General features: G+C 40.3%; 19 protein-coding genes. 13 read left to right on the top strand and 6 right to left on the bottom strand.

Annotated elements, in window-relative coordinates; all coding sequences use genetic code 11:
* The first annotated feature begins 10 nt into the window (after positions 1-10).
* The 6 genes from torA (at position 11) to SJPD1_RS04480 (ending at position 7,163) form a co-directional block, all read left to right on the top strand.
* Positions 11-2,479, top strand: a complete 2,469-nt coding sequence (gene torA / locus SJPD1_RS04455; RefSeq protein ID WP_096046149.1) for a trimethylamine-N-oxide reductase TorA — start codon at positions 11-13, stop codon at positions 2,477-2,479.
* A gap of 152 nt (positions 2,480-2,631) precedes the next feature.
* Complete coding sequence (locus SJPD1_RS04460) at positions 2,632-2,925, top strand: c-type cytochrome (RefSeq protein ID WP_096046150.1); 294 nt, start codon at positions 2,632-2,634, stop codon at positions 2,923-2,925.
* Positions 2,926-2,936: 11 nt separating this feature from the next.
* Positions 2,937-3,443, top strand: coding sequence for a Rieske 2Fe-2S domain-containing protein (locus SJPD1_RS04465; RefSeq protein ID WP_096046151.1), 507 nt, complete (start codon positions 2,937-2,939; stop codon positions 3,441-3,443).
* Positions 3,444-3,452: 9 nt separating this feature from the next.
* Positions 3,453-4,703, top strand: a complete 1,251-nt coding sequence (locus tag SJPD1_RS04470; protein WP_096046152.1) for a cytochrome b — start codon at positions 3,453-3,455, stop codon at positions 4,701-4,703.
* A complete protein-coding gene (locus tag SJPD1_RS04475; RefSeq protein ID WP_096046153.1) occupies positions 4,700-5,554 on the top strand; it encodes a c-type cytochrome in 855 nt (284 codons plus the stop codon). Before SJPD1_RS04470 ends, SJPD1_RS04475 begins: the two co-directional genes overlap by 4 nt.
* 409 nt (positions 5,555-5,963) lie before the next feature.
* On the top strand, positions 5,964-7,163 hold the full coding sequence (locus tag SJPD1_RS04480; protein WP_096046154.1) for an OprD family outer membrane porin: 1,200 nt from the start codon (positions 5,964-5,966) through the stop codon (positions 7,161-7,163).
* Between the two features lie 47 nt (positions 7,164-7,210).
* On the opposite strand, the gene SJPD1_RS04485 is transcribed toward SJPD1_RS04480, so the two are convergent.
* Entirely contained in the window at positions 7,211-9,199 is a 1,989-nt protein-coding gene (locus SJPD1_RS04485; RefSeq protein ID WP_226372243.1) for an EAL domain-containing protein, read from the bottom strand.
* Positions 9,135-10,025, bottom strand: coding sequence for a phosphatidylserine decarboxylase (locus tag SJPD1_RS04490; RefSeq protein ID WP_096046155.1), 891 nt, complete (start codon positions 10,023-10,025; stop codon positions 9,135-9,137). Before SJPD1_RS04490 ends, SJPD1_RS04485 begins: the two co-directional genes overlap by 65 nt.
* Before the next feature lie 186 nt (positions 10,026-10,211).
* Here SJPD1_RS04490 and dbpA point away from each other — a divergent pair, with 186 nt between their 5' ends.
* Together dbpA and SJPD1_RS04500 are read left to right on the top strand one after the other, a co-directional pair.
* Complete coding sequence (dbpA, locus tag SJPD1_RS04495) at positions 10,212-11,582, top strand: ATP-dependent RNA helicase DbpA (RefSeq protein ID WP_096046156.1); 1,371 nt, start codon at positions 10,212-10,214, stop codon at positions 11,580-11,582.
* 3 nt (positions 11,583-11,585) lie between these two features.
* Positions 11,586-12,158, top strand: a complete 573-nt coding sequence (locus tag SJPD1_RS04500; RefSeq protein WP_096046157.1) for a dienelactone hydrolase family protein — start codon at positions 11,586-11,588, stop codon at positions 12,156-12,158.
* Here the strand turns inward: SJPD1_RS04500 and SJPD1_RS04505 are convergent.
* Positions 12,155-12,766: a helix-turn-helix transcriptional regulator gene (locus SJPD1_RS04505; RefSeq protein ID WP_096046158.1), complete on the bottom strand. Its 612-nt coding sequence runs from the start codon at positions 12,764-12,766 to the stop codon at positions 12,155-12,157. The two genes, SJPD1_RS04500 and SJPD1_RS04505, sit on opposite strands and share 4 nt — an antisense overlap.
* A gap of 78 nt (positions 12,767-12,844) precedes the next feature.
* Between SJPD1_RS04505 and SJPD1_RS04510 the strand changes: the two genes are divergently transcribed.
* Entirely contained in the window at positions 12,845-13,696 is an 852-nt protein-coding gene (locus SJPD1_RS04510; RefSeq protein ID WP_096046159.1) for an NAD(P)-dependent oxidoreductase, read from the top strand.
* A 59-nt stretch (positions 13,697-13,755) separates the two neighbouring features.
* Here the strand turns inward: SJPD1_RS04510 and SJPD1_RS04515 are convergent, their stop codons facing one another.
* The gene (locus SJPD1_RS04515; RefSeq protein WP_096046160.1) at positions 13,756-15,357 is read right to left on the bottom strand and encodes a methyl-accepting chemotaxis protein; all 1,602 of its coding nucleotides are present in this window, start codon (positions 15,355-15,357) and stop codon (positions 13,756-13,758) included.
* Between the two features lie 556 nt (positions 15,358-15,913).
* Here SJPD1_RS04515 and SJPD1_RS04520 point away from each other — a divergent pair.
* From SJPD1_RS04520 to SJPD1_RS04535, 4 genes are read left to right on the top strand one after another with little or no spacing between them, the layout of a single operon-like run.
* The gene (locus SJPD1_RS04520; RefSeq protein WP_096046161.1) at positions 15,914-17,230 is read left to right on the top strand and encodes a 2-isopropylmalate synthase; all 1,317 of its coding nucleotides are present in this window, start codon (positions 15,914-15,916) and stop codon (positions 17,228-17,230) included.
* Between the two features lie 26 nt (positions 17,231-17,256).
* Positions 17,257-18,021, top strand: coding sequence for a class I SAM-dependent methyltransferase (locus SJPD1_RS04525; protein ID WP_168171318.1), 765 nt, complete (start codon positions 17,257-17,259; stop codon positions 18,019-18,021).
* A gap of 41 nt (positions 18,022-18,062) precedes the next feature.
* Complete coding sequence (locus SJPD1_RS04530) at positions 18,063-18,458, top strand: OsmC family protein (RefSeq protein WP_096046163.1); 396 nt, start codon at positions 18,063-18,065, stop codon at positions 18,456-18,458.
* Positions 18,439-19,113: a LysE family translocator gene (locus tag SJPD1_RS04535; RefSeq protein ID WP_226372244.1), complete on the top strand. Its 675-nt coding sequence runs from the start codon at positions 18,439-18,441 to the stop codon at positions 19,111-19,113. Before SJPD1_RS04530 ends, SJPD1_RS04535 begins: the two co-directional genes overlap by 20 nt.
* Before the next feature lie 80 nt (positions 19,114-19,193).
* Here the strand turns inward: SJPD1_RS04535 and SJPD1_RS04540 are convergent, their stop codons facing one another.
* Both SJPD1_RS04540 and SJPD1_RS04545 read right to left on the bottom strand, forming a co-directional pair.
* Positions 19,194-21,398 (bottom strand): PAS domain S-box protein, encoded by a 2,205-nt coding sequence (locus SJPD1_RS04540; protein WP_096046164.1) that lies wholly within the window; start codon positions 21,396-21,398, stop codon positions 19,194-19,196.
* Between the two features lie 122 nt (positions 21,399-21,520).
* Positions 21,521-23,128, bottom strand: coding sequence for a methyl-accepting chemotaxis protein (locus SJPD1_RS04545; protein ID WP_096046165.1), 1,608 nt, complete (start codon positions 23,126-23,128; stop codon positions 21,521-21,523).
* Positions 23,129-23,299 lie beyond the last annotated feature (171 nt).

Here is a 23,299-nt window from a genome sequence, read left to right on the forward strand (position 1 = left end):
GGAGATGAAAATGAAAAATAATTCTAGAAGAGATTTTCTTAAAACAAGTCTTATGGGTAGTGCAGCTGTTGTTGGCAGTGTCAAGAGTTTAAATGCTATTGATATCGCTAGTGGACCTATTTTAAATGAGTCACAAAAATTTAGTGCAACACACTTTGGTGCTTTTAAAGCCTATATAAAAGGTGGTCAGTTTACAGGCGTGAGTGATTTCGTGGATGATGCTTCCCCTACACCTATGTTACAAGCACTCCCTTCACGTACGTATGCTCCAACGCGCGTGAAGTATCCTTATGTGCGAGAAGGTTTCCTCAAAAAAGGGCATCAAAGTGATACTTCTAAAAGAGGCAGTGAAAAATTTGTACGTGTTTCTTGGGATGTAGCGTTAGATCTTGTGGCTAAAGAAGTGATGCGTGTTCAAAGTACCTATGGTTATAAAAGTATTTATGCTGGAAGTTATGGTTGGTTTTGTGTTGGAAAACTCAATAATCCACAACGTCTTATGAACCGTATGATGAAAATTGCAGGTGGATATGTGGGGAGAGCGGGTGATTATTCTACGGGTGCAGCACAAGTCATCATGCCTCATGTTTTGGGAACCAATGAAGTATATGAGCAACAAACATCATGGGATATGGTTCTTAAACATGCTAAAAATGTTGTTTTTTGGGGTGCTGATCCTATGACAACGAACCAAATTGCATGGGAAATACCAGCGCATGAATCCTACAGTTATATGAGTGAATTAAAAAAACTCAGTGATGCCAATAAAATTAATGTCATGTCTGTTGATCCAGTTGCAAATGATACCCAGCGTTATTTTGAGGGCGAACATATTCGTGTTAGACCCAATACAGATGTTGCTATGATGTTGGGAATGGCGTATCATCTTTATAGTAATAAATTATACGATCATGAATTTATCAAAAAATACACGGTTGGATTTAAACAATTTGAGCAGTACCTTATTGGCGAAAAAGACAATACGCCAAAAACCCCTGAATGGGCAGAGCGAATTTGTGGTGTTTCAGCCAATACAATCAAAAAATTTGCTGAAAAACTTATGAAAGAGCGTTCTTTATTGATGGCCGGTTGGGCAACGCAAAGAGCCGATCATGGTGAACAATTCCATTGGATGATGGTGACACTTTGTGCAATGTTAGGACAAATAGGACTTCCTGGTGGAGGTTTTGGCTTTAGTTACCATTATGCAGGTGGTGGAACACCAACAGCGGATGCTCCTGGGCTTACGGGTATTTCTACTAATATTGTTAGTGATAAAGAAGGACCTTGGACCAAGTATAAACCCTTTAATATCCCTGCAGCGAAAGCGTTTGATATGATTGCTAATCCTGGTAAAAAAATTGCATTTAATGGCAAAGAGATTGTTTATCCTAATATTAAAATGGTTTATTGGGCGGGTGGAAATCCCTTCCATCATCATCAAGATCGAAACGCTATGCTTAAAGCATGGAAAAGATTAGAAACGGTCATTGTTCATGAGCCTTTTTGGACATCAACAGCACGTATGGCAGACATCATTCTACCAGCAACGACTGAAATAGAGCGTAACGATATTGAGAGAATTGGAGATTATTCATCAACGCATTTCCTAGCACTTCAACAAGGTATTGAGCCAGTAGGCGAATCAAAAAATGACTTTGAAATTTGTCGTGAAATCTGTAAACGATGGGGTTATGAAAAAGAATTTACAGAAGATAAAACACCCATGCAGTGGTTAGAGCAATTTTATAATGAAGCGCTTTCCCAAGGAGTTGAAAAAAATATTACTATTCCAAAATTTGAAGAATTTTGGAAGCAAGGCTATACAAAATTTAAAACGCCTCAATCGGCAAAAGAGTTTGTTAGACATGCTGATTTTAGGGAAAATCCTATGTTAAATCCATTAGGAACGCCTTCTGGAAAAATAGAGATATTTTCAAAAATGGTTGATAGTTTTAAATATGATGATTGTAAAGGTCATCCTATGTGGTTTGAGCCAATTGAATGGTTAGGAAGTCATAAAGCTAAAAAAACATCATTACACTTACTTTCTCCTCATCCAAAGTATCGATTACATTCTCAACTAAGCAATACATGGTTGAGAGATCTTTACGAAGTGAGTGGAAGAGAACCTATTTGGATTAACCCTGAGGATGCTAAAAAAAGAGGTATCAAAAGTGGTGACGTTGTTAAAGTCTTTAATGAAAGAGGCACAACCCTTGCAGGTGCTATTGTAACTCAAGCTGTATCAGAAGGTGTCCTTCGAATGTGTGAAGGCGGATGGTATGACCCAATGGAGCCTGGTAAAATTGGAACGATGTGTAAGCATGGTGATGTCAATCAATTAACGATTGACAAAGGAACATCTAGCCTTGCCCAAGGTAATATTGCTAATACTGCCTTGGCTGAGATCGAAAAATACACAGGTGAAATTCCAGCTGTCACTATTTTTGATGAACCAAAAATTGCAAGAAAATAGTTTCTATACTAAGTAGCCTTTTATAAGGCTACTTCTTCTTGAGATAAATTTATTCTCAAAAAAATCGCAAAAATTATTGATTTTATTTCCTTAACATTTTTTTGCCATTTTTTTTTAATATCATTCATTTCAAAATTATTAAGGAGTATCAAATGAAAACATTAACTAAATCAATCGTAGTGGCTACATTACTCTGTGGTATAAGTGCACAAGCAACCCCATTGTACACCAAATGTGTCGCGTGTCATGGTGCTGCGGGTGAGAAATCCGCTTTAAACAAAAGTCTTATCATTAAAGATATGAGCAAAGTAGATTTTATCGCTGCTATGAAGGGCTATAAAGATGGCAGTTATGGAAAAGACCAAAAAGCGTTGATGAAAGTCCAAGTGGCACCACTCAGTGATGCTCAGATTGAAGAGATCGCCTCTTTTATTACAAAAAAATAGCGGTCTTTACGATGGAAACTTGTCAAAAAAGACGTGATTTTATTGGCATGGCACTCGCAGGCGTTACCACAGTGGGCGGTGTCTGTGCATTGGGTGCGATGAAAAAGAGTTGGGATCCACTCCCGAGTGTTCAATCGGCGGGTTTTGTTACGGTGGATATTTCCACGATAGAAGAGGGTGAAGCACGCAGTTTTGCTTGGCGTGGAAAGCCCATCTTTGTATTACGCAAAAGCGCAGACACCCCTAAAAATGCAAGCCGTGATGTGATCATTGGCGAGAAAGTCTTTACTCTCGTCATTGGTTTGTGTACCCATCTTGGTTGTATTCCTTCATATGATGCGAAAAAGAAAAGTTTTGTCTGTGCCTGTCATGGTGGCGTTTTTGATGCGAGTGGCATGAACACGTTTGGACCACCACCGCGTCCTTTGGATATTCCTCCCTTTAAAATTGCCGGTGAAACACTTGTCTTAGGCGAGGAAGGCGAAGAGTACAAAAAATTAACCGCGAAAAAAGCGTAGGAGTAGGGTATGGCAGAAATACGAAAAAGCGAAGGCTTTATGGACTGGCTTGACCAACGCTTAGCAGTGAAAGCATTTATGCGCGTGATGATGACTGAGTACTGGATTCCTAAAAACATCAATTTCCTTTGGGCAATGGGTGTGGTTTTGGTCGTTTTATTTGGTGTATTGTTAGTCACAGGTCTTTTGTTATTGATGTACTATAAACCAGACATCAACTTAGCGTTTGATAGCGTGAACTATACGATCATGCAAGAAGTAGAATACGGTTGGTTGTGGCGCCATATGCACGGTGTTGCAGCGTCTGCGACGTTTCTTATTATTTACATTCACCTTTTTACGGGTATTTACTATGGTTCGTACAAAAAAGGGCGTGAGATGATTTGGATTACGGGCATGGTGCTGTTTATTGCGTTTTCCGCCGAAGCGTTTAGTGGGTATATGCTTCCATGGGGGCAGATGAGCTACTGGGCGGCGCAAGTCATTACCAATCTGTTTAGCGGTATTCCCGTCATTGGGGATGATGTCGTCATTTGGATACGCGGTGATTATGTGGTGGCGGATGCAACGTTGACACGTTTTTTTATGCTTCATGTGGTACTTTTGCCTTTGGTCATTATCATGGTGATTGCGGTGCATTTTTACTCGCTTCGCTTCCCGCATGTGAATAATCAAGATTCTGCTGAGTTTGACTTTGATAATGAGTCAAAAAAGTTTCTAGAAGGGCGCAAAAAAGAGTCTAAAGTCGTGCCATTCTGGCCTGTTTTTCTCTCAAAAGACTTCTTTGTGGTTGGCTTTTTTATGACATTTTTCTTTTTCCTTGCGTGTTATCACTTTGATTTTGCGATGGATCCGATCAACTTTGAGCCAGCCAATTCAATGAAAACGCCTGCACATATCTACCCTGAGTGGTACTTTTTATGGAACTATGAAGTGCTTCGAGGTTTTTTCTTTGACATTGGTGGCATTGCGGCAATGAATATTGGTTTGGTTGCTTTTGTGATCGCTAACATCGTCTTTATGATTTTGCCTTTTTTAGATCGCAATCCGATGAACACGGCTCCTGCGCACAAACGACCTATCTTTAAATACTGGTTCTGGCTTTTGGTGTGCGATATGATCGTCCTTACCGTCTATGGTAAGCTTCCTCCCACAGGCATAAATGCGTGGGTTGGTTTTGTGGCTGCTATTATTTTTTTAGGACTGTTTATCGCCCTGCCATTTATTACGAAACATGAAGCCAAAGGAGATGCCCAATGAGAGAGATCAAAATTTTAGCCATTGTGATTTTCTTTACCGCTGTGACCTATTGGGGTGTGGAGCCTTATGCACATTCACAAATGCACCCACATGTCGCCCCTGCTGACTTTAGTTTTAAAGACATGGAACCTTTACATGTAAACGGAAATATTGACAATGGCAAAGCCCTTGTCGAAGCCAATTGCATCGCGTGTCATAGCATCAAAAGTTTAGGACTTGAAGCGCCTATGAGTTTTGAAGAGGCTGCAAGTGCCTATGGTGTTGTACCACCGGATCTCAGTCATGCTGGCGTCATTTACGATAAAAATTACCTTGCAGGCTTTTTAAAAGACCCTGTGAATGCGACCAAACTTTCGCATAAATTTGGCGATGCAAAGCCTTACGCGATGCCCAGTTTTGCTTTTTTAAGTGAGCAAGAGATCGCTGATGTGGTGGCGTATCTAGGCAATATTGTCGCTACCAAAGCTTCCAACAAAATGGTGTTTGAAGAGGCATGTGGCAGATGCCATAGTATGAAATATGATGGACTTAAAGCGCAAACGCCTACGCTGTCTATTCAAAACTATCTTGGAGCCGTTGCTCCTGATGTGTCGATGATGATTCGTTCTAAAAAAGCAGAGTATTTAAACACGTTTATCAACGAGCCACTGAAGATGGTTGAAGGCATTGCCATGCCTCGTGTGGGTCTGACCGAAGCGTCTCAAGAGCAAGTGATCGCTTACATGGAAAGTGTGGGAGATCGTAAAAAAGCTGAGCGTGAAAGCTTAGGCTTAAAGCTCATTGGATTTATGGCTATTTTTACCCTAATAGCGTATCTGTGGAAAGTTCAAATTTGGAAGGAGGTGGAGTAATCCACCTCTTTTTACTTCGTTTTCTCATTAGAGTTCTTACAGAACTCTAAACACGCTTTTAAAGCCAAGCTCTAAAAGCTACGCTAACACTGTGTTTTCTTCGGCAGAATGCCCACGCACCTTGGGTGCTTTTACTTCTTCTAAATTTAATTTTGCAAAAAATCTACTAATTTTTTTCGTCAATAAAACTCTTTTTTCCTGCGATTATTTTGCTCTTTTTTTTATTTAAAATTTTCCTTGAAGCTTCAAATTAATTATTAAAACAACGGGCATATTAAAGGTTATAGGCAGATGCGTTTATGGGTCTGTCTGGATGCGGTTTTGCTTGAAAATAGCGCATCATTTTTGGCATAAATTAACGTCATAAATACTTTACATGTAAAGTGTTTTTACTACAAAGGAGAAACGGATGAAATTGGCAAATCTTAGCTTGGCAGCTCTTTGTGTTGCAGGACTTAGTACCTGTTCTTTTGGTGCAGATACGTTGGCTGATGCCTTTAAAGAGGGTAAAATAAGTGGTGAGTTAAAAGCATTTTACTGGGATCGCGATCGAAATCCTTCCATTCCGAGTGATTCAATTTTTAATATGGGTGTTATGCTCAATTATAAAACAGGCTCTTTGAATGGCTTTAGCCTTGGCTTAACAGGACAATCCAATAATGCTCCCTTTGCGAGTTCCAATGCAAAACAACAATTTGGTTGGGATGAGTACGGCTCTGGCGCACAGCTTTCAGAAGCATATCTCGCTTACCATGCGGGTAAAACCACCGTTCAAGTGGGTCGAATGTTCTTAGATACACCTCTCATCGCCTCATTAGGCAACCGTATCATCAAAGAGTCCTTTGAGGGTGCAAGCATCGTCAATACCGATCTTCCTAATACCACATTAACCGCAGCCTACGTTCAAAAGTTTCAAGCGCAAACCGATGGGGCTGGAAACGTCGGCAAATTTACGACCTATAGCAACCCTTACGGTACTTCCCCTCTTTTAGAAGATGGCGCGTATACCCTTGTCGCGGTGAATAAATCCATTACAGGCTTGACCTTAACCGCAGCGTATGCTGAAGACATTAACACTAAAGGATCCATGGCGTATGCTGAAGCAGCGTACAGTGTTGCCGTGAATGCGTTTACCTATGGCTTGAGCGCGCAATACTATTACAACGACAAAGAGATCACGGGTACGAAAAGCTCTGACTTGTACGGACTCAAAGCAAGCCTAGGATACGGAGCAGTGAGTGGATATGTGGCCTACACCAATGTGAGTAAAGACGCAACCGTCACACCTGGTATTGGTTGGGGTGCCGATCTTGCTTACACGGGTACGATCATACTTTCTAGTAGCTATCCTGCCAATACGGAAGCGTATGCTATAGGGCTCGGTTATGCGTTTAGCCCAACCACGACGCTAAATGTTGCGTATACGGTAACTGACGATGATGACCTCTCGTATGGCAAAGCATCCTATATTTCGTTGACAGGTAATTATGCCTTTGATGGTGCTCTAAAAGGGCTTAATTTCTTAGCGATGTACGATAAAGAAAATCGCGATTATGCAGGGGCTAAAGATAAAGATGAATTTAGATTTAGTGCGGTGTATAAGTTCTAGAATCGATCAACTCTTTTACATGTAAAGCTTACATGTAAAAGAGTCTTTTAAAACATCTCTGGTCTTCCGAAGTAATATCCTTGTGAATAATCAATGCCCATTTCACGCACAATCTCATAAATTGCTTCATTTTCAACAAATTCAGCGACCGTCGTGAGATGCTGTTTTTTTGCAAAAAGAACCATTGTCTCAACAATGTGTTGATTGAGTTCGTTGTGTTGAATATTTTTAATGATGCTTCCATCAATTTTCAGGATATCAGGCTCATAAGAGAGCAATCGCTCAAAATTTGAGTAACCTGTACCAAAGTCATCAATCGCAATTTTGACTCCTTGGGCTTTAACCGTTTGAATGAATTTCTTAATCATTAAAAAATCTTTGATATCTTCGCTCTCTAATAGCTCGAAAATAATGCGATGTGCTTCTGTGTGGTGTTGATGAAGAAGGGTTAAAATGTACTGGGTGATCTCTTCACGTTCAATGTCATGCATGGAAAGATTGATAGAAATAGAAGCTTCGGGTATTTTGTAGAGTGCTGCAAATGAATTGTCTAAGACGATTTTAGTAATTTTAGTATAGTAACGCCCTTTTTTGGCGGTTTCTAAAAAGTACGCAGGTGTTAAAAGCTGCCCATCTTCGGTAATAAGGCGCACTAAAGACTCATATTTTTCAATTTTTTGGGTTGTATTGTTGATGATAGGTTGAAAATAAGAGATGATTTTACCTGTATCAATCGCTGTTTTGATCATATGAATGGTCTCTATATTTTTCAGAGCATTGTCATACTCAATACCTGAGAGTCCATCGGCATAGACGATAGATTGTTTATTTTGAATCGCATGGTCGATACCGATTTTAGCGTCTTCAAAAACTTTAAAAATACCATAGGTAAAACTGCAAATAACGGAAATATCATATTCGATAGAATCGATCTTGACGATGTGCTCTTTGACATTGAGAAGAAACTGCTCTAACACTTCGTGGATCTCTTCTTTATTAGCGCGGCAACTTCGCCTATCGATGGCAAAGGCATAAAGACCATTTTCAAGATTGTAAACGCGCTGAAATCCCCAACGATTGGGCATCAGATAGAGCATAGCTCTGCCAAATGTATCTTCGATTTTACCGACACTGGCTTTGTCGTAAAACTTTTCCAAAATGGGATAGTCTTCAATTTGCACTAAAATGAGAACGGAAAGACGGTTCGCTTCCAAAAAATCAAAAAGCTGTTTTTTATCGCTCATGATAGCAGTAATATCATGGCGTAAAGAGATGTACTCTTCAACCTCACCCTCTGGGTTTAAAATGGGCTGGACAGTTGTTTTATCATAGTACGTATCACCGTTTTTTGCGCGGTTTTTGACAATGCCTTGCCATGTTTGTTTCTCATCTTTAATCGTTTTCCAAAGGTCTCGAAAAGCAGCTTTGGGCATATCGGGATGACGAATGACGTTATGCGATTTACCAAGAAGCTCTTCTTTGGTGTACCCTGAAATTTGACAAAATTTATCATTGACAAAAGTGATAACACCCTTAGGATCGGTTTTAGAGATGATTGAACTGACGTTGGTAATGTTTTCGTACTGTTTGAGTAAAAGTGAATTTTTCTTGTTTTCATAGCGTAAATGCAGTTTTTCAAGAACACGGTTGAGTGTTTGTGTCAGTTGTGTTTGATGCAGAGGTTTGAGCAGGTATCCATCGACACCTATTTCGATGGTTTGAGTGAAATCATGTGCCTCATCCTGTGAAGAAAGGACAATAATTGCAACTTCAGGATTAACCTTTCGTATACTCTGAATCATCTGAATGCCGTTCATGCGAGGCATCGTAATGTTGGTTATAACAAGATCGATAGTATCGTGGTAGCGTTCATATAAATGGACACCATTTTCTCCATCGACACCTACGATTATTTTGCTAAAAAACTCTGAAAAAAGGTTTGTTGCAGCCTCTCTATCGTGGGCGTTGTCTTCAATGTAAAGAAGCGTCATCTCTTGACTCGACTGTTTGAGAGGCGCTGTTTGCATGAATTCCATTGATTAATCCTCCTATAGGTTGCCCAAATTGGACGTGTGTGATACCACCAAGTTCGAGATTGATAGATTCTTTTTCAAAAAGCATAACAATGGTTGAACCCATTTCAAAATGACCAAGTTCATCGCCTTTTGAAATGAAAAGATCGTCATAAAGATAGCATTGCTGAAGGCTTTCTTTAGCATTGGTTTGGATGGTTTTATCAAATGTAAATGTTATTTTTCCAACATTTAAAGCACCAACAAAGACCATGTAAAAAAGGGTGTTTTCTTTCGTATAACATTCTAACACAACACGCTCATTTTCAAGAAACAATCCCTGTACTTTTTTTAACCAACAAAAATTGACAGGATACAGTTTACCCGGAATATGTAACGCTTTTGTAACACGCATATCTATTGGAGCATGGTAACGGTGGTAATCACGAGGAGAGAGATAAAAATTAACATAAGCACCACCCTCTAAGCGGTCTTTCTCCTGTTTTGAAATGTAATCACCCAACAATTTTTTTATGTTGTAGCTAAAACCTTTAATTTGAAGGGCTAACGCATTTTCTATGATTCCAAAAGCACTGATAAGGCTATCGCATGGGGAGATGACGGTTTCTTTATTGATATTAAAAAGACGTCTGGTTTTAAACTTTCGGGTAAATAGCTTATTTAAACTTTTGTAAGCAGTAGCTTCTTCAAATTCCATCAGATCAACCTTCATTATGGATACATAGGTTTGATTGATGATGCGTTGTATTGGACTTGGAAACTCTTTGGATGCAAAAACACCAAAAAGACGAGACGCAATAGAACTTTTAAAGTTAGGATAACGTTGCATAGGACCCTTTTATAGAACCTTTTTCACCTTTTAGGAACGGTAAAAAAAGTATAAATTTTTTAAAAGAATAGATTATACCAAATGAAATAACTTTTTTGTTGTTGAAAGAGTATACAGGCTAAAATTATGCTACGATTTGACATCTTAGAAAGAATAAATTTTATTTAAAATTATGCAAAGGTTTCCATGTTTAACGCGTTTATTACTGAGCCTAAAATGCTCCAAAATCTCAATGATTTGGGCTATGTGTCCATGACACCGATCCAAAAAGCATGCATCCCTTTAGCGCTTGAGGGTAAAGACCTTGTTGCCAAAGCCAAAACAGGCAGTGGAAAAACAGCAGCGTTTGGAATACCGCTTTTGATGGCGTTACATGTAAACTCTATGCGCATCCAATCGGTTGTACTTTGCCCCACACGTGAGCTTGCTGAACAAGTCAGCGCAGAGCTAAGACGACTTGCCAGATTTGCCCATAACATCAAGATCGTCACCCTATGCGGTGGTGCGCGTTTTGTGCCACAGTGCATCAACCTAGAACATGGCGCGCACATCGTGGTTGGAACTCCGGGGCGACTATTGCAGCATTTGCAAGAGAAAACCATCAACTTTGAGCAGATCAAAACGCTCGTTCTCGATGAAGCGGATCGCATGCTCGACATGGGTTTTTACGAAGACATCGAGAAGATCATTGCTCAAATGCCACAAAAGCGACAAACCTTGCTTTTTTCCGCAACATTCCCTAAAGAGATCGAGCGCATGTGCAATGAAGTGCAAAATGACGCTTTACATGTAAGCATCGAAGAAGAAGCCACTACGTCACCGAACATCACGCAAGTATGCTACACCGTCGAGCCACGCGAAAAAGAAGCGGCACTCAAAGGTGTTTTACTCGAAAGTGACGCTAAGTCGGTCATCATCTTTTGCAAAACCAAAGTGGGTGTGGCTGAGCTTCAAGGCTATCTCTTAGATGAAGGCTTTGATGCGCTTTCTTTGCATGGTGATTTAGAGCAGATCGACCGTGACGAGCACCTGCTTCTCTTTGCCAACGGCAGTGCCCAAATCCTCGTAGCGACCGATCTTGCCTCACGCGGGCTGGACGTCAAAGATGTCGAAATGGTCATCAACTACGAACTCCCTCAAACGATGGAAATCTACACGCATCGCATCGGTCGAACAGGACGTATGGAAAAAGAAGGCATGGCGGTAAGCTTTGTCACGCCAAGAGAAGAGGGCTTCTTTGAAGAACTTAAAGAGTCCAATTTTGCCTTTACATGTAAAGCCATCAGCGACCTAAATCCAACCCTCTCAAAGCCCAAAAAAGCCCTCTACATCACACTTTGCATCGACGCAGGCAAAAAGCATAAAATGCGTGCAGGCGATATACTAGGAACGCTGACCAAAGACCTAGGATTGGAAGCAAGCGTCATTGGAAAAATCGACATTTTAGAGAAGTTTTCTTACGTTGCCATAGCAAGGGAATATGCTGATAAGGCCTTTGAAGGACTAAGTGCGACGACTATTAAAAACAGACGGTTTAAGATTTGGAAGTTGGGATGATAAATGCCGCATATTCTCATAGCTACCGACATTTTTGGTTATACAAAAGCCACTGAAGCGTTCAAATACCGTTTAGAGTTTATCTGTGAAGCAGTGCATATCATTGATCCTTACGATGCAAAGCAAACGGATTTTCAAAATGAAGATGAAGCGTATGAGGCATTTAACCGATTGTGTGGGCTTGAAAATTATGCCAAAATGTGCATGAAAGCACTCGATGCACATGCTAATGAAACGCTAATTTTAATTGGATTTAGCATGGGAGCTTCAGCATTTTGGAACGTACTTGCTGGGCGAAAAAGTGCAAATGTAAAAAGTTTTTTTGGATTTTACTCTTCGCAGATTCGCCATTTTTTAGATGCAAAACCGCGTGTGCCGTGTACACTTATTTTCCCCACACTTGAGAAACATTTTGATGTGGACGATGTAATAACTGAACTTGCGAAACAAGAGAATATCACCTGTGTAAAAACAGAGTATTTACACGGTTTTATGAATCCATCATCTATTCATTATAATGCCAAAGGTTATGCTGAGTATTGCGAATGGATAGAAGAAAAAATCAAAGCGGTTTAACCTCTCACCGCTTTCAACCAGTTATAAATCGTAGCCTTCGAGACATTTAAAACCGAGCAGATATACCCCACAACATTGCGAATAGCGAAGATGCCTTCACTTTCTAAGAAAACCACCAACTCTTTTTTATCCTCACTCGAAAGACCTGATAGGGCGATGTTTTTGGTACTTAAATATTTTTCTATCGTCTCATCGGTGTGTTCTCTCCAACTTTGGGAAAAAAGTACGGAAGGTTTGGGTGCGGAGTCGTTTACATGTAAAAAGCCTTTGAGGGATTCAAACAGCGATGCAATGGGCTCTGTGTTGTAGTTAATGCAGATCATCCCGATGGGTTTTTCATCGACGTCTCGTACGATGATGCTGACGGCTTTGAGGCGTTTACCTTCACTGCTGGTTTTATCGTACGGTCCAACCCAGTTTTCTTTGATGCTATTTAAGTCTTTTAGTTCACTAATCATCGCATCACCCACGCGACGTTTGGAAAAAGCATTGACGATGTGAACGAGCTTTTTGGCTTCCAAATCGTGCATGACGACTTCAACATTGGGGTAAAACAGTTTGCCGATGGCATCGCAAAGTGCGACATAAGGTTTGAGTTCTTTTTTCATCCGTAAATTATAACACTCATTTAAAGATAATTTGTCTAATTTAGACTATAATTCTAAAAATTACCACAAGGAATGAACATGGCAATCGGTTTTATAGGACTTGGAAATTTAGGCTCAGCCATCGCAAAACGCTTAATGAGCATGGGCGAAGAGGTCATTGTTTGGAATCGTACAAAATCCAAAGCAGAGGCCAAAGGCTTTGTGTGTGAAAGTTCACCCAAAGCACTCTTGGAGAAGTGTGACATGGTGCTGATGTGTCTGTTTGACTCAGTGGGTGTTCGTGATGTGCTTACAATGGAAAATGGACTTTTAAGCGCCAATCTTCAAGGCAAAACCATCATCGACCTTACAACCAATCATTTTAACGATGTCCTTGAATTTCATGCCATGGTTGAAAAACACGGGGGCAATTACCTTGAATGCCCAGTGCTTGGCAGTGTTGTGCCAGCAAGCAAAGGTGAACTCACGGCTGTGTGCGCGGGGAATGAGAGTGTTTATCTTACATGTAAACCGTTACTTGCAAAATTTGCTTCTACCATTTTCCATCTCAAAGAGGCAGGGTTTGCAGCAAAGATGAAACTCATCAATAACCTTTGTTTGGGTTCTTTCATGGCGACGATTGCTGAGTGTACGGCGCTTGGAGAAGCGTGTGGCATTGATAAAAAAGAGTTGTTGGACATTTTAGGAGCAGGTGGCGGAAAGTCACTGGTGTTGGCAGCAAAAACGCAAAAGCTCATCGATGAAGACTTTAGTCCGCATTTTAGCACCGCTGCCATCACGAAAGATTTGCATTGTCTGCAAGACTTGGCGTACAGTTTGAATCGTCCACTGTACACCGCAAGTGTTACCAAAGAGCTTTTTTGCAAAGCGAAGATGAGCGGCTATGGTGATGAAGACTTTAGCTCGATCTATCAGCTTTTCAAAGCGTAATTTCACCCTAAGAGAGTTTTACATGTAAAGCTCTCTTTGAGGGGAAAACAGAAACGCTCTTAAATCGTTTTAAATTGAGCGAGAGAAAGGTTTAGCTCTTCGGAGAGTTTTGCAAGGTGCTCTGCCGCTGCGGCAATTTCTTCAACACTTCTAGCATTCGTGTTTGAAATAGAACTGATGTGTCGAATGCGCTCAATGACATGAATGGCTTTTTCACGACCCATATTGGCATCACTTGCTGTTTGAATCGCTCCTGTTTTGGCATTATCCATATTGGTAACCGTTGTTCTCATCAGCGTTTGTGTTGTTTCTGCACGATCTCCCAACTGTTGGATCTCTGTTGCACTTTTACGCATCATTTCTGAAGCGGCGCTGACGGATTGGACAATGACCGCAACGGTTGCATTACTCTCAACGAGGCTTTTTTGGGTACGTTCTGCCAATTTTCTGACCTCATCCGCGACAACCGCAAAACCACGACCATGTTCACCTGCACGGGCGGCTTCTATGGCGGCATTGAGCGCTAAAAGGTTGGTTTGCTCGGCAATATCGGCTATAACGGAAAGCACTTGTCTCACTTGCGCAACGTCTTGATCCAAATGATCCAGTCTTGAAGAGAGGTCTGTTTGATTGACAACGACGTTTTTGAGTTCATCTGAAACGGCAAGTACCTCTTCTGAAGCATTGGTGAGTTCGTTTGAAACAGTGGCAATAACTTGACCTGATTGTTGAGAGCTATTGGAACTTACTTCTAAAATAGAGACAACCGATTCTGTTTCTTGCGTTGTCTCTTCAATCTCACGTGCGGCATTTTCTGTGCTTCGACCAATTTGAAGTGACGTGCTTGAAAGCTCTTCCGCAACCGCGGCATTTTCTTGAGCACTCTGTTTTGCTTCATCAATCGCTTTGGCAAGTTGGACTAACAGTGCATTGAAAATGTTCATCATTTGTGCAATTTCATCTTTTTCACCCGTTTGTATTTTATAATTGAGATCTTTATTCTGAGCGATGTAGGTACAACCATCGGATGCTTTTTGGATTGAAAGACGAATTTTGCTGATAATAAATAAAAAGAGTGAAGTGACCACTACCATTAAAATAACGGAAGCAGTAATGCCAATTACTTTAGAGGTTTCCAGTGATTTAAATTCAGATTCTTGGAGGGTTCTGCTTAATTCTTTGATCATCGTTAGAAGTTTAAAATAGTGACCCGCTCCTTCTTCACTCAGCTTTTGAAGCAGTTGACCGTCTTTAGAATCAACAAATTCGGGTGCATGAATTTTATACGTATGCTCTTTGATAATACGAAAACGTGTTTCATTGCCTGTATGATAGGCAACAGTGCTTTCTTTGATCGTATCCAGATTTTTGACATACACTGGATTTTTGACTTCTTCCTTTAAAATATCAATGGTTTTTATGATTTCTTTATACGTTTGATCATAGCCATCGTAATTTTTTGTGTCATAGTTAAGTTGGTAACCTCTAGCGTAGGTTCCAAGCGTAGCACTCAAAGAACGCAATGCACCAATGGTTTCTATCGTAGTTGCCGTCTTTCTAGCGCCTGTTGTATTTGAAATGAGAAGATAGGTGAGACTTCCTGTGCTCAGGATGAAAAGTAATAATAAAAATATCATTTTGGATTTGATGGTTAATAACATGTGCTGCCTTTATAAGAAATCATATAGCCTGAAGTGTTATAAATCAGTAACACTTTAAGTCATTTTTAGCCAGTTAAACTGGAATCTAAGCCCTTTATATTTCATATTAAAAATTTTATAGCAAGTTTATAGCATGAGAGTAGCACACTCAAAAATAGCACACAAGTAATATTGTATCAATAAAAATTATTTTTAATGTATTTTGCGATTTTTCAACTTCTGTGCTATACTACGCATTACAAATTTTCTTAAAGGAGAACAGATGGAAACTTTTATCACCCATCAAACCATACACCAACCTCAGAGCATTGCGCAATTTTCTAACGCATCACTCGTCGTCGTCCTCCTCCTGAAGCTCCGTTAATACTTCACTCTTAACCCCATTTATTTTCACTGTTGATTTTTAAATTGGCTTTTTAGCCCTGAGGATACCTCTACCTAATCAGCTCAATTTTTATCATTTTCATTGTTGTTTTTCTTGTCCTAACACAAGATTTTCTGCCTGATTTTGGCATGTATGAGCCTATAGCTCATTTGAACACTTAAGGATATTTCTATGCAAACTGAACAAACTTTTAAAAAATACAAACCGTACCCGTTGGTACATTTAGCACACCGCGAGTGGTCAAGTAACGTTATCACAAGAGCGCCTATTTGGGTTAGTACGGATTTAAGAGATGGCAACCAAGCTTTGGTTGAGCCGATGAATGCGACCAAAAAATTGGCGTATTTTCAAAAATTGGTCGAGATGGGATTTAAAGAGATCGAGATCGCGTATCCGAGTGCGTCGCAAACGGACTTTGACTTTTGTCGAACGTTGATCGAACAGAACTTAATTCCTGAGGATGTTAGGGTTGCGGTTTTGATGCCTTCCATCAAAAAACACATCAGAAAAACGTTTGAAGCGATGAAGGGGGCTAAAAAAGTAACGATGCACCTTTACAACCCGACCGCGGACAATCAGCGCAAAATTGTGTTTGACAAAAGCAAAGCGGAGATCATCGCTTTAGCGGTTGAAGGGACACGCATTATCAAAGAAGAGGCGGCAAAATTTAAAGGTGATGTGTTGTTTCAATATTCACCTGAGAGCTTTTCGCAAACCGAGTTGGAGTTCGCACGCGATGTGGTGAATGCGGTTATCAGCGAGTGGATGCCCACGAAAAATGCACCGATGGTCATTAACTTGCCGAACACCTTGGAAGCCTGCACGCCGAACATTTATGCCGATCGAATCGAGTGGATGAGCAAACAGATGTTGGAACGCGACTCCGTTATTTTAAGCGTTCACCCGCACAATGACAGAGGGTGTGCGGTAGCAAGTGCCGAGATGGCGATCTTAGCAGGGGCACAAAGAGTAGAGGGAACGCTTTTGGGCAATGGCGAGAGAGCGGGCAATGTTGACTTGATTACCTTAGCGTTCAATCTTTACTCGCAAGGGATCGATCCGATGTTAGACATCTACAACATCGATACGATTTTACAGGAGATCATTACATTGACGCACAGTAGCATTCCTCCCCGTCACCCTTATGTAGGCTCCATGATTTACACGGCTTTTTCGGGTACCCATCAGGACGCAATAAAGAAGGGTATGGAGTACCAGAAGGTGGCGTTAGATGGTTATTGGCACGTACCGTACCTTGTGATCGACCCCAAGGATATCAAGCGGGATTATCGCGATGTGGTGCGCATTAACTCCCAATCGGGCAAAGGGGGCGTGGCGTATGTGCTGAAGGAGTTTTACGGCATTGAGACGACCAAAAACATGCAAATTGAAATTGCGTTGGAAGTCCAAAGGCTTTGTGATGAGAAGGGTATTGAAGTTACGGCAGAAGAGATTTTTAAAGTCTTCAGGCAAATATGCAAGCTTTGAGCTTTACATGTAAAGAGGAGAAAATGATGAGTGGACAATGGAAAGCAGATGCCTACGCGGCAAATTCAAAAGGGCAAGCGGTTTGGGCGCACGAGTTAATTGAAAAGATGGAGCTTATGGGTGATGAATCCATTTTGGATATTGGGTGTGGTGATGGAAAGATTACGGATACGCTCAGTCGCCGCACCCGTGGCGAAGTGGTTGGCATTGACTTTAGTAGCGAAATGATTGCGTATGCTAAAGCGGCTTTTTCAAAGCCTACGTTTATGCAGATGGACGCACAAGCTCTAAGCTTTAACGAGCGCTTTGATGTGGTATTTTCCAATGCCGCGTTGCACTGGGCAAAAGACCATCACGCCATTTTAGAAGGTATCTATCAAGCGCTAAAGCCAAAGGGCAGAGCGATTTTACAGATGGGAGGAGCGGGGAATGGCGAAAAAGTGTTTGAAGCCTTCACCCAAATTCTTCCAGACTATGCAGCATATTTCGGAAGATTTGAGTCACCTTATACCTTTCATTCGGACATTACGTACGAGGCATTGTTAAACAGTATAGGTTTTAGTACGCATCAAGCGCATTTAGTGTTTAAAGATATGGTACATGAAAATCTTAAAGCATTTCGCGGTTGGCTTGAAACCGCGTGGTTTCCATTTATCAATCCTGTGCCACATGCGCTCAAAGAGACATTTGTTGAGGCGTGGATAGAGGCGTATAGTGCGCTTTGCCCACCCGATCATGAGGGTAGGGTGCATGTAGGTATGATGCGTCTTGAAGTGCGATTGAGCAAGTAAAAACGTTTACATGTAAAGATAAGGATTAAAAGGATGAAGCGATGATGATCAGTGAAAGTCAACACGAAAAGTATCTCACACGTTTTACCAATGGTATGTTGAGTGCCTACGCCGATACGACAAAAAACAAAGGAGGTTTAGAGCAAGGCTTTAGACCTCATGAACTCTTGGAAGCGGCGTTGGCGTGTTGTATGAATATGTCACTTAGAATGAATGCCGAAAAACTTTGTATTCCCCTTAAAGAGATGAAAGTGCAGGTTTCTTTAAATCGAGAAAACTCTGAGCAGTCAACATTTGAATACAGTGTATCGTTTGGAGAATCACTCTTATATGAAGACGAACAAAAACTGTTGACAGCGCTTGAGTATAGTTCGGTTCGTTCGACATTATCAAAGCCATTAGCGTTTAAGCTGATCAATGAAAAAGCGAATCTGTGATAAAATCGTTCTACTCTTTTACTCTAAAGGTCGTGTCATGATAAGTGTTGAATTTTTGATTACCGCTTTAATTGTAGTGCTAATTCCTGGTACGGGCGTTCTTTTTACGATTTCCACGGGATTAGCGCAAGGGAAAAAAGCGAGTATGTATGCGGCTCTTGGGTGTACAGCAGGGATTGTGCCGCATCTTTTAGCGACGATTTTTGGGCTTGCGGCTATTATGCACACGAGTGCCCTCGCATTTGAAATTCTAAAAATTGCGGGTGTTATGTATCTGTTTTATCTGGCGGTTATGACATGGAGGGACAAACGTGGTTTTGAAACAGAGGCGATTTCAGCGCGCACCAGTGCTTTTTCGCTAGCGTCTAAAGCGTTTTTACTGAACATCCTCAATCCCAAATTAACGATTTTCTTTTTAGCTTTTTTACCGCAATTTATTGCACCAGAGACACCATCTCCGGTGTTGGATATGATGGTGTTAAGTGTTGTGTTTATGCTAATGACCTTTGGTGTATTTGTTCTCTATGGACTTTTAGCGCACGTCTTTCGCCAGCGTGTCATAGCGTCACACCGTGTCCAAACATGGCTACGACGTGGGTTTGCATTGACGTTTGCAGGACTTGGTATCCAACTAGCTTCTTCTACTCAGAAGTGACGAAAAACTTTACATGTAAAGCTTTGTGAATTTCGAATGATCGTCTTTTAAAGAGGTCAATGCCTCTTGAGCATTCTTAATTAGATAGCATAGGTAAGAGCATCTTTAAGACTATCGCGGATGGCTAAAAAATCCTCTTTAGCATTCAGGAAAAGATCAACAATTTGCGGGTCAAAATGTTTTCCACGCTCATTTTCAAAAAATTCAAAAATAGCCGCATCTTCCCATGCTTTTTTATAACAACGGTCATGGCTCAGAGCATCAAAAACATCGGCAACACTCACAATGCGTGCATAGAGATGAATCTCTGTGCCTTTAAGATTCATGGGATAACCTGAACCATCGTATTTTTCATGGTGCTCTTTAGCAATGGTCGCGGCTGCTTTAAGGAGTGGTCGCGTAGAGTTTTGTAAAATGGTGTAGCCAATCATCGAGTGTGTACGCATAACCGTCCACTCTTCGTCGCTTAAAGAACCTGGTTTATGTAAAATAGCATCGGGAATCCCCACTTTTCCTATATCGTGCATAGGTGAAGCTGATGCGATGAGGTCGGATTCTTTTTTATCAAGACCGTATTTTTGAGCTAATAGGTGAGAATAGGCCGCGACACGCCTGACATGATTGCCTGTCTCTTTACTGCGGCTTTCTGCAATCTCGCCCATGCAGTAAATAACCTCTTGTTGCGTTGCTTCAAGCTCTACATGTAAGGTAATGATTTCGCTGACATCACGCCGTATTGCCATGTATTCTAAAGGGGTATTGTTCTTGTTGAAAATCGGTAATATCGTTGAATAAACCCAATACGCTTGACCATTTTTCTTCTGATTTTTCAAAACGCCTTTCCAGACTTTGCCTTTTTTAAGCGTATCCCATAAATCAATAAAAACTTCGTTAGGGGTATCGTTATGGCGGGTAATGTTGTGATTTTTCCCAATGACTTCTGCTTCTTTAAAACCGGTTGTTTTATAGAAATTTTCATTGGCAAAGGTGATGTTACCATCCAAATCCGTACGCGTCAGGATAGTACTTTTATTGATGGCATTTTCATATTGTTTGGACATATGGTACGCATCTTCAAAGTTCTTTTCAGAAATTTTAAGTTGATTTTGAAGAGAGTCATGAATTTCACGCACATTGCTAATATCGGTTCGAATGCTGATGAATTCAATAATGTTGCCATTGTGGTCAACAATGGGATTAATCACCGCATTGACCCAATATGCTGTACCATCTTTGCGTCTATTTTTGACCACACCTTCCCACTTTTCACCTTTTAAAAGGGTGTCCCACATCTGTTTAAACGTCTCTTTGGGCACACTTGGGTGACGCACAATGCTATGCGGTTGTCCTATCAGCTCTTCATAACGATAGCCTGAGATTTTACAAAATTTATCATTGGCGTAGGTGATGATGCCTTCTTTATTGGTCTTTGAGACAATCGTACTGCGATCAACCGCATTTTTATACTCTTGTAAAATCGTTTTTTGATAGAAATTTTCTTTGGTTTTTCGCCCAAAATCAATCCAATAATCGACTTTTTGTAAAAGCTCTTCTTCAATAAAAGGCTTATGAAAAAACTCATTAGCACCTTGTTTAATAAGCTTTCTCACCGTATGCGCATTGTACTGTTCTGTAAGAATAAAAATAGGGATGTGCATACTTTGGGGCATAGATCGAAACTCTACCAAAAAGGCTTCACCCATAGCGTTTGAAGAGGAAAAATCAAGGATTATAAGATCAAAGGGTGTGCTGTTGAGGAGTTCTTGCGCACTGGGACTATCATATGCAATCTCTACGTGATAGTTTAACGGTTCTAAAAGTTCTTGAATATGCTGTGCACTTGTAGGTGAATCGTCAATGACTAAAATGGAGTTGGTTGTATTTTTTAAAAGGGCTTTCATGGTTCTTTCAATCTCTTGACCCACAAATGAAAGGGGGGAAGTTTTACACAAATAGCCTAAAACACCATAATGCGCCCACTCATCACATTGTTTGGTTGTAGCATCGGACGTATAAACAAGAATCTTATGTTTTTCAAAAATATGAAGATTTTGTAAAATAAGCTCCCCTTCACCATCAGGAAGTGTGAGATCTAAAACAATCAAGTCAAAGGATAAAAAAGTGAGAAGTTCTATCGCTGCGTGTAACGTGTTCGCATGTCGTATTGTATAACCCAAAGTTTTGAGTTCTTTTTGAAGCATTTTTGAAAACATTCGTGAATGATCAATGATAAGAATTGAGCCAACATTGGCTTCCGTTGGAATTGATTTTAGATCAATTGTCATAAACATCCCTCATAAAACATTAAAGATAGAAAGCAATCAAATAGGATCAAACGATCATTTGTCAATACGTTTACATGTAAAGTAAGGAAGCTTTCCTTTCTTTACATGTAAAAAATATAATTCTACTGAAACTGTCCTAATTTTAGATTGAGATTTTCGGCCAATTTAGAGAGATGATCCGCAGCAGAGGCGATTTCTTCAACACTTCTCGCATTTTCACTGGTAATGGAGTTGATGTTGGTAACAAGATCAACAATTTTATCCGTATCTTTTGCAATTTGATGCGAATTATTAGCACTAATAGTGACAGATTCCACGCTCTCGTTCATAACCGAAGTTGTGCTAATAATGCTCTCTTCCACATTGGTGGAAACAGAAGCTAATCGCCTGATATTTTGAGCATTCTTGGTCATCTTATCGGAGGAATCGATAATGGATTGAACAATAATATTGATGGTTGCATTAATCTCTTGTAAACTTCTCTGTGTGCGTTCAGCCAACTTTCGGACTTCATCGGCAACCACGGCGAAACCACGTCCATGCTCACCCGCACGTGCCGCTTCAATCGCCGCATTGAGGGCGAGTAAGTTGGTTTGATCAGCAATATCAGAAATGACTGTTAATATTTCTTTAACCTGTTCTGCATCTTTGCTCATTTGCTCTAATTGTCCTGCTAAAGTTGTTTCTGCTTCACTGGCAAGTTCCACATCGTCTTTCAACATAATGACCTCTTTCTTCGCTGATTCCAGTTTATCCCCAGCAAGTTCAATACTTTTTTTCATCTCTTCTGAGAGAATAGCCGTTTCTTGGACAAACTTTTTAATGGTGACAATCTCTTCAATCGTATTATTGACAATCACGGTGCTGTTTTCAGCATTACGCCCAATTTGCATACTGGTGGTCGAGAGTTCATGAGAAACAGAAGCATTTTCAGACGATGAATGTTTGACATCATCAATAATGGTTTCTAGGGTATCGACTAAACTATTAAAGCTATTGACGATCTCTTGAATCTCATTGTTTTTGCCATATTTGATTCTAAACTTAAGCTCTTTATTTTGAACAAAGCCTGAAATGCCATCACGAATAAGGAAGACTCCATTCATGATGTTATTGCGTATGATAATGACAAGAACAATGACAGCAAGCGTGACCATCAGGGATAAACCTATCATGATGGTTGTTGCACTACTTTTGGCACTCATTGCTTCTTTGGCATCATTTTGAGCTAAAGTTTGGTTATATGCCATGTGCGCTTCAAGTGTTTTTACCATATCACCAACGATTGAGCCATGATCGTAAGCAGATGTTTTTGCTTCAGCATTTTTTCCGTCATCAGAAAGTTTAAAAATTTTATCGACCACGGGAATATAAATAGCCATTATTTCTTGTTCTTTTTTGTAAAATGCTTTGTCTGTATCGTCGGAAAGCATGACTTCATATTTCTTAAAATAGGTATCAAAAGAGGCATGATACTCTTTGAATTTGGCTTCAAGTTTTTTTTGTTCATTTCTATCCTCTGTCGCTAGATGCTCCCACATCGTAACACGCATCGTGCTAAAATCCTGTAGCATATTGCCCATTATTAATACGCTAGGTAATGAATTGACATTGCATGTATTTGTCTTTTCGTAGACTTGCTCCATCTTCTGGATACTTATGATAAAAACTGCCCCAATACCTAAAATGGCAATAGCTAATATTGCCATCAACTGTTTTGATATACTCATAGTCGACTCCTTTTTTGGCTTAGTGTATTTTTAGTTTTTAGTGTAAGTATTAAGGACTTTGTGAGTTTTTTTTAATTTTCATACTAATGAGTGGTTTTGCAAAGAGGGAGTTTTAAAAAGATAACGAATGCATATAATGACTTCTTATCAATACGTTTCACACTAAAATCC

It is taken from the genome of Sulfurospirillum diekertiae (assembly GCF_002309535.1).
Classification (GTDB): domain Bacteria; phylum Campylobacterota; class Campylobacteria; order Campylobacterales; family Sulfurospirillaceae; genus Sulfurospirillum; species Sulfurospirillum diekertiae.

Coding starts and splice junctions, on each gene's coding strand:
- torA (WP_096046149.1), top strand. CDS start 11: ATGAAAAATAATTCTAGAAGAGATTTTCTTAAAACAAGTCTTATGGGT.
- SJPD1_RS04460 (WP_096046150.1), top strand. CDS start 2,632: ATGAAAACATTAACTAAATCAATCGTAGTGGCTACATTACTCTGTGGT.
- SJPD1_RS04465 (WP_096046151.1), top strand. CDS start 2,937: ATGGAAACTTGTCAAAAAAGACGTGATTTTATTGGCATGGCACTCGCA.
- SJPD1_RS04470 (WP_096046152.1), top strand. CDS start 3,453: ATGGCAGAAATACGAAAAAGCGAAGGCTTTATGGACTGGCTTGACCAA.
- SJPD1_RS04475 (WP_096046153.1), top strand. CDS start 4,700: ATGAGAGAGATCAAAATTTTAGCCATTGTGATTTTCTTTACCGCTGTG.
- SJPD1_RS04480 (WP_096046154.1), top strand. CDS start 5,964: ATGAAATTGGCAAATCTTAGCTTGGCAGCTCTTTGTGTTGCAGGACTT.
- SJPD1_RS04485 (WP_226372243.1), bottom strand. CDS start 9,199: ATGGAATTCATGCAAACAGCGCCTCTCAAACAGTCGAGTCAAGAGATG.
- SJPD1_RS04490 (WP_096046155.1), bottom strand. CDS start 10,025: ATGCAACGTTATCCTAACTTTAAAAGTTCTATTGCGTCTCGTCTTTTT.
- dbpA (WP_096046156.1), top strand. CDS start 10,212: ATGTTTAACGCGTTTATTACTGAGCCTAAAATGCTCCAAAATCTCAAT.
- SJPD1_RS04500 (WP_096046157.1), top strand. CDS start 11,586: ATGCCGCATATTCTCATAGCTACCGACATTTTTGGTTATACAAAAGCC.
- SJPD1_RS04505 (WP_096046158.1), bottom strand. CDS start 12,766: ATGAAAAAAGAACTCAAACCTTATGTCGCACTTTGCGATGCCATCGGC.
- SJPD1_RS04510 (WP_096046159.1), top strand. CDS start 12,845: ATGGCAATCGGTTTTATAGGACTTGGAAATTTAGGCTCAGCCATCGCA.
- SJPD1_RS04515 (WP_096046160.1), bottom strand. CDS start 15,357: ATGTTATTAACCATCAAATCCAAAATGATATTTTTATTATTACTTTTC.
- SJPD1_RS04520 (WP_096046161.1), top strand. CDS start 15,914: ATGCAAACTGAACAAACTTTTAAAAAATACAAACCGTACCCGTTGGTA.
- SJPD1_RS04525 (WP_168171318.1), top strand. CDS start 17,257: ATGAGTGGACAATGGAAAGCAGATGCCTACGCGGCAAATTCAAAAGGG.
- SJPD1_RS04530 (WP_096046163.1), top strand. CDS start 18,063: ATGATGATCAGTGAAAGTCAACACGAAAAGTATCTCACACGTTTTACC.
- SJPD1_RS04535 (WP_226372244.1), top strand. CDS start 18,439: ATGAAAAAGCGAATCTGTGATAAAATCGTTCTACTCTTTTACTCTAAA.
- SJPD1_RS04540 (WP_096046164.1), bottom strand. CDS start 21,398: ATGACAATTGATCTAAAATCAATTCCAACGGAAGCCAATGTTGGCTCA.
- SJPD1_RS04545 (WP_096046165.1), bottom strand. CDS start 23,128: ATGAGTATATCAAAACAGTTGATGGCAATATTAGCTATTGCCATTTTA.